The following is an 11,894-nucleotide window of genomic DNA, read 5'->3' as shown; positions in this document are numbered from 1 at the left end:
ATTTGGTCTTATGGTCTAAGATCTGGACAAGGGTTGTCGATCAAACGGAAGTAATGCGCGCCCAAGCCAGAGCCTTTTTCATTGCGCTGAGTATTCTCGTTACGGGCTGCGCCGCGCAGTTGCCTGCGAATCCCGTATTTCCCAGTCAATACCTTTCCGCACCGGACAATTCCCGCCTGGCAGGCAATATTGCCAACTTACGCGCATCTCGCCCGGACAAGACCGGTGTTTTTCCGCTCACTCACCCGGGGGATGCAATCCACACCAGGATCGCAGCCATTCGCGCCGCCAGCAAAAGCGTAGACCTCCAGGTATACATCTTTCGCAATGACGATACCGGCCAGGTAATCAGCGAAGCACTGCTGCGTGCGGCACAGCGTGGCGTCAGGGTGCGCCTGCTGATTGACGACATGAACAACGCGGGGGTGGACCCTTTACTCGCGCTGCTCGACAAGGAACCCAATATCGAGGTTCGCCTCTTCAATCCCTTTGCCAAACGCAAACGCAGGCTGTTGCAGCTTCTGGGAGATTTCGACCGGCTTAATCGCCGCATGCACAACAAAACGCTTACGATCGACAACATCGTGACCTTTGTTGGCGGGCGCAACATCGGCGATGAATACTTCGGCCTCAATACCACCATTGCTTTTGGTGACTTCGACTTCATTACCATCGGCCCTGTTGTCAGTGAAGTCTCGGGTCAGTTCGACCTGTACTGGAACCACCAACTGGCCTTCCCACTTCGGAACATTACAGTGGTGCCCGAGCGGAAAATACAGGAACGCAGCGAGGAAAGTGGCGTTACAAAGCAGGCCCACCTGAGGCACGTTGGGCAATCTCGCCTGGCTCGCGCGCTGACACAGGACTACCACTTCTGGTACTGGGGGGATGCGTCACTACTGCACGATCCACCGGACAAGATCCTGCTGGACAAGGAGCACTACCGGAAATTCATGCTGGGCGATATTGTCGATGAGCTGAATAAATCGTCCGAGCTGCTGATCCTGGTATCGCCCTATTTCGTACCCGGAGAGAATGGCGCAGAGGCGCTGGCCAGCGCCGCCAGGCGCGGCATGGACATACACATCCTGACCAACTCCCTCGCTTCCACCGATGCCTTCCCCGTCCACGGCCACTACCGCAAGTACCGCAAGCAATTACTGGAAGCCGGTGTGCATCTTTATGAAACGCTGATGGTGCCGGTAGAGTCAGAAAACTCGGACACCGTGGTACCGCAGCGCAGCAGCCTCCATGCCAAGGTGATCAGCATCGACGAAAAATCGACGTTTGCCGGGTCGTTCAATATGGACCCAAGGTCCGTATTCCTGAATACGGAGGTGGGAATATTTATTGAGTCAGAGAGATTATCGCAGGAGCTATCCAGGGCTTTCCTCGACGATGTCCGCAAGAAAACCTTTATCCTGCGGTTGCAGGGTGGCGAGATTGTCTGGCATGCACCGGACGGGTCCGTGTACAAGTCAGAGCCCGATGCGGGTTTCTGGAGGCGCCTTGGCGCGACCGTGACAGGACTGCTGCCAATCGAGGGTCTGCTCTAAACGTAGAGCAGACCGCACAACTGGCAGCGACTGCCGATCATCAACTAGCGTGCGCTTTGCGCCGGGCTTTTGACCAGCGACTGCCCGCTGATATCGAAATACAGGGAATGGCGGCGCCCGGTACCGGGTTCGCGTACTTCCATGCGATCGACGAATGCAGTGCCATGCTGCTCCACCCAGCGCCCGGTGATTTCATAGCCCTTTAACAGCAGAAAGCCCTTGGACTCGGCGAAGTTCAGGGTCTTGTAAGCCGTTTCCACGGTCTGGCCGTCGCCACTACGCTCGATGGAGTCGATCAGGCCGCCGACCATATACAGGTGAAAGTCCTCCCGCTCCAGCGCCTGGTACTGGCTACTGCAACGAATGCCGGCAATGTGCGCCTCCATGCTCATGAAGTCCGCACGCAGGTAGCTGTCCACCACCTCCAGACAGCGTTTGTAGTCGTCCTCACTGATTGCCTCATAGATCAGCGGCAGTTGAATCGCGGCGGTTTCAGCAGCACGCTTGAACTGGCCGGATTGACGGTAGGCATCACGCAGTTTGCCGAAGTCGAGCGTGAAGGACATCTTGCGAGCCTGCACCACCAGCTTTTCGTACTTCTGTGCGGCACCCGCGAGGGGCACCTGGTTCTTCTGGAAGTTTCCACCGGACTGCGGAGCCGCACTGCCTGCCGAGCAGGTGGCTGCCATGGCCATGGAAGCGAGCAGCGCAGCAATACGCCTAGGTTGGATTTTCGTCAGCATCTTCCGTCACCGTTTTCCTTCGCAGGCCAAAGAACGTCTTGCGAGGTTCCTCTTTCTGCTCAGGGGGTCGCAGGAAGTGGCGCAGGCTGTCCTGTGCCCACATCGCGTCCTGGTACCCCAGGTCTATTAACTCGCTGGTAAACGGACGTTCAAACAACAGGTAACTCGCCGGTGAGGCGCCGCCACCTGTATTGGTCCCTCCAGTCGCCCGAAAGATAAAGCGCAGGATTCCAGCAAGATGCTGCACTTTGCGCGCCGCGATATCCTCAAGGCTCTGTGACGGTTCAATCACTGCCGTTTCCACGGGGCGCAGTGGCGTATCCAGGTTGCCACCTTTCTCTTCAGCCGCTTCCAGCAGGTGGTTCACCCTCTCCAGGTGTTCCAGGTCGCCTTCAAGGCTGTCGATAAAGGCTGCATTGAATAAATGCCCCCCGATCTGGGCAATGCTGGGAGAATGCTTTGGCCGCAATCTCTGCTTTCCCCAATGGACCGGGCTGCGATTATCGGATACACCGACAACAAATATTCGGTCAGCGCCCAGATGGAGCGCCGGGCTGATGGGCGCCAGTTGTCGTACTGCGCCGTCGCCAAAATACTCACTGCCTATCTTAACCGTAGGAAAAACCGTCGGAATTGCCAGTGATGCCATCAGGTGGTCGATATTGAGCCGGGCGCGTACACCGTAGCGGCGGAAGCGGCGCCACTCTTTCAGCTCAGGCCCACCCTGGAAGAAACTCACGGATTCACCTTCGCTGTAGGACATGGCATTGACGCAGAGTGCCCGCAAGATGCCGCTATCGATCTTGCGCTGGATAACTCCAAAATCGAGTTTTTCGAAGATAAATTCACGAAACGGTGAGTTATTGAGCATCGCCAGCGGCCGCCCACGGCCGATACCACGGTGCAACAGCGAGCCACTGAAGGAAAGCAGGTTCCCGACCACGTTGTACCACTCGGTGCGATAGATCTGGTCGGCAGTGATATTCAGCCAGAGCGAGCAGAGGTGATCGACCGATGCCTTGAAGTCGCCGTCGTAACCCGCCAGGAACATGGCGTTGACGGCACCGGCAGAGGTGCCGCAGATGATATTGAACGGATTGGGCCTGTCGGGCGGAGTCAGCTCCGCCAGGGCCTTGAGCACACCAACCTGGTAAGCGGCGCGGGCACCACCACCGGAAAGGATCAGAGCGCTATTGGTGGTTGCAGATACGTCCTGATTTTCATCCGCACCGGCCTTTTCTGCTTTCTGTTTTGCCACAGACGTCGCCCAACCCCTTCATACTATCCTTGTTATCCGACTCCAGTTTAAGTCGTCCCGTCGGGTTAAGGTAGTTCAGCGCGACACGAATTCCTGATCTCGGTCAGCTGTTCCGGAATCAACTCTTCCAGAAAACGTCGTCCAGCAGCATGGCGACTTTCTCTCGCTTGCGCGGGCGCAGCCGCGGCTTGGGCACTGCGCCGGGTTCACGGGTCATGCTGAGCATGACATCCACCTCATTGCCGGCACCTTTGGTCAGTACGCGGTACTCCTCAACGGTCCGGTAAAGCAGCGTGTCCCCCTTATAGATGGAAGCCACCACGGCGTAGGAATGGTTTTCCTGAATCAGGCGGGGGTCGAACATCATCGTGAACTGGATCGGTGTCTTCTTGACGTTGACCAGCTCATGGGAGGCGATTTCGCGCGCGGGAATCATCCCCTGGGATACGTCCAGCAGCTGAACGTGAAAGCGTGCGCCCTCCGGCAGTTTTGCCACGCGATCCTTGCAGGCGGCGGTGCCAGTCACCTTGCCACCCGCGGGCGCCGCGTTCGCAACAAAGGCGCCGGATAGCAATGCGCCGACAACAAGCGCGCCCATCCACCTCAACAGCGGTCGCACCAGCCCACTAACAGAAGTTCCGACTGTGGTTGAAAGCTCATTGCGCGCAGATTGGGCCATCGCCTACACCTCTGATGTCCGGTCCCCCGGAATCGCGGGCAGGCAAGGCTCGCGCGCCGGGATATAAGAAAACGGCGCAACGAAATCGGCGCCTTAATCCCAGCATAGTCGAAAAAAGAGACAGCCCCGCAGGACCGGTGAGTACCTATTTGTTGAGATTGACGATGTAGCGACCGATACCGTGGCCCCGGTGCAAACGGGCGAGGAATTCCGGCGCCTGTGCCAGGCTAAGCTCCTCCGTGATTCGAGCAAGCTTTTCCCCGATATTCCACTCGCCCGCGAGTTTTTCCCACACAGCGGCCTTGGCCGACAACGGCTGCTCCACACTGTCAATGCCCAGCAGGCTGACACCCCGCAGGATGAACGGGTACACACTGGCATTGAACTGGGCACCGCCTGCGAGACCGCAGGCCGCGACCGCGCCACCGTAACCGGTCGCCTTGATCAGGTTAAACAGGGTTTCCCCACCAACTGAATCGACGCCCCACTGCCACTGCGGTTTGACCAGTGCCCTGGGCGAATACTCCGCGAGCATGTCGCGGTCGATGATCTTTTCTGCCCCCAGCGCCGTGAGGAATTCCGCGGACTCCAGCTTGCCGGTCACCGCAGCCACCCGGAAACCGAGCTTCGCCAGCAACGCGACCGCTATTGAACCGACGCCCCCGGTCGCCCCGGTAACCACCGCGGTTCCACCCTCCGGGGTCGCGCCCGCGGCCAGCAATTTCTGTACACACAGGCCGGCGGTCAGGCCTGCAGTCCCGAGCGCCATGGCATCGCGCGCCCCCAGCGATTCGGGGCAGGCAACCGCCCAGGACGCGGGTACACGGATACGCTCGGCAAGGCCGCCGGCGGTATTCATACCGAGATCGTAACCGGTCACCAGTACCTGCTGGCCCGGCTGGAAGGTGCCACTGGCATCCTCAAGCACCCTGCCTGCGGCATCGATACCCGGCGTGTGCGGATACTCCCTGGTAACACCGGGCTGCCCGAATGCGGAAAGCGCATCCTTGTAGTTCAGTGACGAGTACTCGACCTCAATCAATAATTCATGCGCGGGCAGTGCATCTATCTCCTGCGACTCAATGCGCTGGTCGAACTTGCCCGGTGCCACTTCCTCAACCCGCAGCGCCCTGAATGTACCTTCCATGGCCAACTCCCCCGTATAATGCAGCGTTTATGCAAAAAACATTTACTGTGCGTGGTGACGCAGCGCCTCGAGGCGCGTCAAAACCCGCGACAAAGCGCCTTCGACAATATTCTGCGTTGCCGCGGCCAGCTTTTGCGGCAGCAGGTGACGGTGCTTGTACTCAACCAGGTACAGGTCGTGGTTCTCCGCGCAGTTGGTGAGGTACTCGTCAGAAGTCTGGATACCGTCAATCAGGCCGAGGTCCTGCGCTTCCTTGCCAAACCAGACTTCACCGGTGGCTACGCGATTCACGTCCAGAGAAGGACGATACTCACTAATGAAGTGCTGGAACAGGCGATGAATATCATCGATATCTTCCTGGAATTTCTGGCGCCCTTCGGAAGTGTTTTCGCCAAACATGGTCAGAGTGCGCTTGTACTCGCCCGCAGTCATCAATTCGATATCAATGTCGTTGCGCTTCAGCAGGCGGTTGAAGTTCGGTATCTGGGCAACCACGCCGATGGAGCCAAGCATGGCAAACGGGGCTGCCAGTACCTTGTCGCCGACGCACGCCATCATATAACCACCGCTGGCGGCAACCTTGTCGACGGCGATCGTGAGCGGAATACCGGCTTTGTGCACCCGGGTCAACTGGCTCGCCGCGAGGCCGTAATTCGCCACCATACCGCCGGGACTTTCCAGGCAAACGACAACCTCGTCGTCCTTGTCTGCCACCTTGAGGATGGTCGTGATTTCCTCGCGCAAATTGGCCAGCGCACTCGCCTTGATGTCGCCATTAAACTTGACGACAAACACACGCCGGCCCTCTTTCCCGCCGGCAACCTCTGTACTGTCACCGGCCTCTGCGTCGGCTTCCGCCTGCAGCTGCGGCTGGTGATCTGCACCTGCATCGACAACAGGCTTGTCTTTGCCTGATTTTTTCTCAGCTTTGTGAGCAGCCTTGAGCGCTTTGTGCTTTTCCTTCGCGGCGTGCTTTTCTTCTTTCTGTTTTTGCTTGTGCTGCCACTTCAGTTCAGCCGGGTCCAGCACTGCGGCCAGCAGACTGTCCCGCATCGCGTCATAGCGGTCATTCAGGTTGGTGACCTTGATCTTGCCCTGGCCCCGGTCCTTCATGTGCTCGCGATTCGCCACTACCACAGACATGATCGCCACAATGGCGATCACTATCGTGATGGCCTTGGCCAGAAACAGTCCATATTCGGTCAAAAATTCCACTGTGCCTCCACGGGATTCAATCTTGTTCTGGCCCGATTATCGCTTTGATGGCGGGCATATACAAAAACTGCTCCAGATGGAGCAGTTTTTGATCGGTAATAATTGCTGGGCATTGTGCTTCAATCCCACTCACCCAGCGCGCGTTTGGCCTGGTTGTTCAGTGGCCGGGCTGCCAAACCCTCCTGGTTCATGCGCACATCGTACACGGCACCATCTTCCATCGGCAGGAAGGTCGCGCTGCCGTACTCTGCATCGGCGAAGGCTCCCAGGCGCCCACTCGACTTGACCCAGAACCACACGTCGACACCAAAATCGCTCTCAACCAGGGTATGCACTGATTCCGCCTTCTCGCGCTCGTCCTGCAGCGTCAGGTATCGCCCACTCAGGCGGTCGAGCCGGTAGGCTGGCTCCACACCAAAGCCGGCTACCGGGCCTTTCCACTTGAGCATGCGCGCATCAATCTGCCACTGATCCCCCAGCACGGTAAACGACTGGGAAAGCCCGTCCTCGTCGGCAAACTTCGCCAGATATTCCTGCTCACCAGTCTTTACGAAAGAAACGGTGGCGATACTTTTCTCTGTGAGCAGGTGTTTGTAGCTGTAAATATCGGCCGCTACGGTAAGGATAAACAGGGCCCCTGCGATCAGGGAGAGCCCGGTCGCGCCCCGCAGGAAACCCAGCACCCAGCTGCCCCTGAGGAGTACCCGGGCTCCCCAGACGATAAACAGCAGCGCCAGAATTGCGAAAATAAAGGTGATGGCGGTATACATTTATTGGTTGCCTTTACTATCGAATTATTTTTGCTCAGCGGCAGCGCGGCGCCGGCTTTCCACAAAGTGCCGGATCAGCTGCCCGGATATCGTAAACGGCGGCGGTATCTGCGGCAATTGCTCATAGTGGTACCACTGTGCGTCTATGATTTCCGTTCCATCGGGGCGCAGGTCACCACCGGCATACTCGGCAAAGTAACCAAGCATCAACTGGCCGGGAAACGGCCAGGGCTGGCTGCCGAAATAGCTAATGTTGCCAACTTCGACCCCAACTTCCTCGCGCACCTCGCGTACCAGTGCCTGCTCTGCGCTCTCCCCGGCCTCGATAAAGCCCGCCAGAGCGCTGTAGTAGGCACCGCGAAAGTTACTGTTGCGGGCAAGCAGCAGGTGGTCCCCATCAGTGATGATGGCGATGACGCAGGGCGAAATCCTGGGATAAAAGCTAAGACCGCAAGCGCGGCAAATTGTGGCGAGCTCACCGCCATGATCGGAAGTCTGGCCGCCACAGCGCCCGCAGAACTGGTGATTGCGTTGCCACTCCACCACCTGTGCGGCGCGACTTAACAGGGTAAAAAGCAACTCGTCGGCTATCGATAAGGCTTCGCGCAGGCCAACCCACTCCCCGCCTTCTGGCAACAGATCGGTCGCCAGAACGTGTACACAAACCGCCTTGCCGTCGAGGTAGCCGAGCATCTGGCTCTGCTCCAGGCGGGCGCTCGCCGGGCTGCTCTCCCGATCCTGTCCCTGCCATTCATCGCCAAGCGCGCGCTCAAGCAGGAGCTTCCGTTCTTGCCCCATGGCGAGCACACGCTTTTCAAACAGGTAAATATGGTACTCGACGACCACTTCCGCCGTGCCGGCGACCAGCGGCTCGAATCCCGCAAGGCTGTTCTTCTCAGACTGTGGCAACGGGATAACCCAGGGCTTCCAGGCTCTCGACCGCCAGGCTCAGGGAATCGAGATCCGCGGCGCGATGATGTTTGGCCTCGCCGAGATAGTATTCGAGGCTGATGATTGCATCCGCAAAAATATCGAGCGAATGCTCGATAGCCACCGGGCGCTCTTTCTGGTCGGAAATGCGATCGACAAACGCCTTCAGCCCGTCAACCACCACAGCGGCCCGCTGCAGGTTCAATACCTGCAGGCCACCGCGCAGGGCGGTCAGCGTTTTGGAGACATTACGGATATGGCCGTGGTCGTAATCGGACTCGGCATAGGATGCCAGGGCCCGCTTGATCAGGGAAAGGCCGGCCTCTGCCTCGGAGAATACAGCGGCCTCGGCTTCTGCCAGCTGGCTATTGGCAACCAGCTCGTCGACGCACACACCGTTATCATCGTTGGCAACCACGTTGCCGCGGCGCATCGCCTTGATCGCACTCTCCGCAACCAGCACCTGATTCGCGACTTTATGCAGCACATCCCGCAACGCATCCTCGTCATCGGAGGGCGCATGCTGGTACAGGCCCACCGCGTCCTTCAGGCCCTCACCGGCCTTGGTGAAATTCAGCAGCACAAGGGTATTGGCAATCCGCATCAATGCACTCGCGAGGCCATCATCGCTGCCAAAGTATCCGGCCTCACTGTCATCGGCATCGTCGAGCATGCGCCGCACCACGGTAACCTCTTCCATCAGCCCTTCTGCAACGGCGGCAATCGCCGTGGCCCCGGGGCCACCAAGGCTGGTACGCTCGGTCTCCAGATCTTTTTCAGAGTAAGGCAGCGGCTCGACATCAAATGCCTGCAGTATGCGCCCGGCCTGCCCCATTGGCTCCACCAGTGCCAGCCAGTAAAGGCATTCACGCAGCAGGACCTTGGGCGGCTCGGATTCCAGGGCGGTATAGCCCTCTTTCTGCACGATCTTCAGTTGACGGTCGATCATGCCGAAGACCAGCAAACGGGATTTGCCCAGCTGGGCGCTGTGGACAGAGAGTGCCTGCAGGGCCACACCGGCAACCGTCCAGAAGCTCGCGCTCTGGCGCCCGGTGGCAAGACTCGCCACCCTTTGCAGTGCGCGCGCCATCATACCCAGCGCCGGCAGAACCGGTTTGTTCTTCATCAGTGCAAGCAGGCCAACCTGATACATGTGCCGGTAGCGCTTTACCAGTGCACCCAAATCCTGGGCGAAGCCGGCTGGCTTCGTCCCGGGCAAAACGGCATTGAGGCGGCAACTGAAAAAATGCGCTTCCGGTACCGGGGCCTGGGAACGCTGGCTGCGCAACAGGTTTACATAGGGAATCAGCAGCTCCGGCCGTGCGACACCATTGGCCAGTACGAAGTCGAGGTAACGGGAAAGGACAAATGCCGCAGTACCCAGTGCACCCAGCGCTTCCAGCTTGCGCGCCTGGGCCATACCGCCAAGGCTCTCGAGCAGGGCCATCATCTCCACGGCCAGCAATTCGCCACCGCGCAACTGGATTACCTGAAAGACACCGTGCACCTGACGCAGGTTGCCCGCGAGATCCGACAGCGACTCGCTGTCGTTCAAATCTGCAGCATACTGATCCAGCAGACCCGCTGCGCGATCAATGGTTGCCTCCAGCTCATCTTTAACGAGGCTGACAGAGGTCAGGTTTACTTTGTGCAAGTCGGACACGGCAATTTCCCAATACTTCCGGTACACCTGGGTATCTGGCGTCACCGTAATTCTCACTCTGAAGGTCGGTCAGGCAGGAATAACTGAACACCAATTCCTGAACCCCAATGCCTGAACACTATTTGACCACCAGATGAATTATCTGAAAGACCGGTTATACCATTGTTGGGCCTCGATTTTTAGCGACCAAATTCAAAAAACAACAAGACTGATGGGTATCCCGATAAAGCAGGCGTAACCCGGTTACTAACAATAATTACTTGAATTTTTGTGGGAACTGAGTAGCGTTCGCAAGACGCGATAACAAGGTGCGCCAAAACGCACAAAAAACATCCAAGGAAGCAATTCAATGGATAACAGCAATAACAGAGCACTCTCGGGAATGACGATGTCTTCTTCCAACACCCTGAGCATGAACGGTAATGCACTGTTCAGCGCTTTTGGTCAAAACTTCCTAGGAAGCGCGCCAAACTGGTACAAATATACAATTCTGGCCTTTCTGGTCGCGAACCCTGTACTCCTGATGGTACTGGGCCCGTTTACCACGGGCTGGATCCTGGTTGGCCAGTTCATCTTTACCCTGGCCATGGCACTCAAGTGCTACCCGCTGCAGCCTGGCGGCCTGCTGGCGATTGAAGCCGTACTATTGGGCATGACCTCGCCAGACCACGTTTTTCACGAGGTAGTGGACAACTTCGAGGTGATCCTGCTGCTGATGTTCATGGTTGCCGGTATCTTCTTTATGAAGGACCTGCTGCTGTTTATCTTCACCAAGATCCTGCTTGGCATCCGCTCCAAGAAACTCCTTTCTTTCCTGTTTGCCTTCACTGCCGCTGTCCTGTCTGCATTCCTCGATGCACTGACCGTCACCGCAGTACTGATTACCGTGGGTGTTGGCTTCTACACGGTTTACCACAAGGTGGCCTCAGGCAAGCATTTCCATACCGAGCACAATCATGGCTCGGACGAAGAAGTGGTGGAATACCATCGTGAAGATCTGGACAAGTTCCGCGCATTCCTGCGCAGCCTGATCATGCACGGCGCCGTTGGTACCGCGCTGGGCGGTGTCTGTACGCTGGTGGGCGAGCCCCAGAACCTGCTGATTGCAGAAAAGGCCGGCTGGGACTTCCTGGAATTTGCCCAACGCATGGCGCCGGTCACCATCCCCACCTTTATCGCCGGTCTCACCACCACACTGCTGCTTGAGCACTTCAAGGTGTTTGGTTACGGCACCCAGCTGCCGGAAGCGGTGCGCGATGTCATGATTGCTTTCGACAAGGAAGAGTCGAAAAAGCGCACAACCCGCGATATTGCCAAGCTGTGGATCCAGGGCCTGGGCGTTGTGGTACTGGTCATCTGCCTGGCCTTCCACCTGGCGGAAGTCGGCCTGATCGGCCTGATGATTATCGTACTGTTGACGGCATTTAACGGCGTCATTGAGGAACACCAGATTGGCCACGCGTTTGAAGAGGCCCTGCCCTTCACCGCACTGCTGGTCGTGTTCTTTGCTGTGGTAGCCGTAATCAATGAGCAACACCTGTTCGCGCCGGTGACCGCATTTGTACTCAGCCAGGAGCACAGCCAGCAGCCGGGCATGCTGTTCGCGGCGAATGGCTTCCTGTCAATGATCAGCGACAACGTATTCGTAGCGACTGTGTACATCAATGAGGTGCTGGACGCCCTGACGGCTGGCGACATCACCCGCGATCACTTCGACAAGCTGGCGGTGGCCATCAACACGGGCACCAACCTGCCAAGTGTTGCCACCCCCAACGGTCAGGCTGCGTTCCTGTTCCTGCTGACCTCCGCCCTGGCGCCGCTGATCCGCCTGTCCTACGGTCGCATGGTGTACATGGCCCTGCCCTACACCGTGGTTCTGTCCATTGTGGGCATTGTCTTTATCAGCACCATGATCTGAGTGTGAAGCAGCGGC

10 protein-coding genes are annotated in these 11,894 nt (G+C 57.9%); 2 read left to right on the top strand and 8 right to left on the bottom strand.

The genetic code is table 11. The annotated features are described in order from the left end of the window. The first annotated feature begins 53 nt into the window (after positions 1 to 53). Complete coding sequence (locus QSJ80_RS15130; protein ID WP_285765309.1) at positions 54 to 1,556, top strand: phospholipase D-like domain-containing protein; 1,503 nt, start codon at positions 54 to 56, stop codon at positions 1,554 to 1,556. Between the two features lie 44 nt (positions 1,557 to 1,600). Here the strand turns inward: QSJ80_RS15130 and QSJ80_RS15125 are convergent, their stop codons facing one another. The 8 genes from QSJ80_RS15125 to QSJ80_RS15090 form a co-directional block, all read right to left on the bottom strand. Next, entirely contained in the window at positions 1,601 to 2,299 is a 699-nt protein-coding gene (locus QSJ80_RS15125) for a hypothetical protein (RefSeq protein WP_285765308.1), read from the bottom strand. Then, on the bottom strand, positions 2,277 to 3,557 hold the full coding sequence (locus tag QSJ80_RS15120) for a patatin-like phospholipase family protein (protein ID WP_285765307.1): 1,281 nt from the start codon (positions 3,555 to 3,557) through the stop codon (positions 2,277 to 2,279). The genes QSJ80_RS15125 and QSJ80_RS15120 overlap by 23 nt, the downstream gene beginning before the upstream one ends. Positions 3,558 to 3,675: 118 nt before the next feature. Next, a complete protein-coding gene (locus tag QSJ80_RS15115) occupies positions 3,676 to 4,236 on the bottom strand; it encodes a YbaY family lipoprotein (protein ID WP_285765306.1) in 561 nt (186 codons plus the stop codon). Positions 4,237 to 4,381: 145 nt separating this feature from the next. Then, a complete protein-coding gene (locus QSJ80_RS15110; protein WP_285765305.1) occupies positions 4,382 to 5,383 on the bottom strand; it encodes a YhdH/YhfP family quinone oxidoreductase in 1,002 nt (333 codons plus the stop codon). 42 nt (positions 5,384 to 5,425) lie between these two features. Further along, a complete protein-coding gene (gene sohB, locus QSJ80_RS15105; RefSeq protein WP_285765304.1) occupies positions 5,426 to 6,598 on the bottom strand; it encodes a protease SohB in 1,173 nt (390 codons plus the stop codon). 119 nt (positions 6,599 to 6,717) lie between these two features. Further along, a complete protein-coding gene (locus QSJ80_RS15100; protein ID WP_285765303.1) occupies positions 6,718 to 7,368 on the bottom strand; it encodes a cation/multidrug efflux pump in 651 nt (216 codons plus the stop codon). A 24-nt stretch (positions 7,369 to 7,392) separates the two neighbouring features. Next, a complete protein-coding gene (nudC, locus tag QSJ80_RS15095; protein WP_285765302.1) occupies positions 7,393 to 8,277 on the bottom strand; it encodes an NAD(+) diphosphatase in 885 nt (294 codons plus the stop codon). Further along, on the bottom strand, positions 8,264 to 9,961 hold the full coding sequence (locus QSJ80_RS15090) for a FimL-related protein (RefSeq protein ID WP_285765301.1): 1,698 nt from the start codon (positions 9,959 to 9,961) through the stop codon (positions 8,264 to 8,266). Before QSJ80_RS15090 ends, nudC begins: the two co-directional genes overlap by 14 nt. Positions 9,962 to 10,373: 412 nt before the next feature. Between QSJ80_RS15090 and nhaB the strand changes: the two genes are divergently transcribed. After that, the gene (nhaB, locus tag QSJ80_RS15085) at positions 10,374 to 11,879 is read left to right on the top strand and encodes a sodium/proton antiporter NhaB (protein ID WP_285765346.1); all 1,506 of its coding nucleotides are present in this window, start codon (positions 10,374 to 10,376) and stop codon (positions 11,877 to 11,879) included. The last annotated feature ends 15 nt before the right edge of the window (positions 11,880 to 11,894 follow it).

The organism is Biformimicrobium ophioploci, assembly GCF_030270605.1.
GTDB classification, from domain to species: domain Bacteria; phylum Pseudomonadota; class Gammaproteobacteria; order Pseudomonadales; family Cellvibrionaceae; genus Biformimicrobium; species Biformimicrobium ophioploci.
Note: the sequence above shows the minus strand (reverse complement) of the source record. Positions and strands in the feature narration are given on the sequence as shown.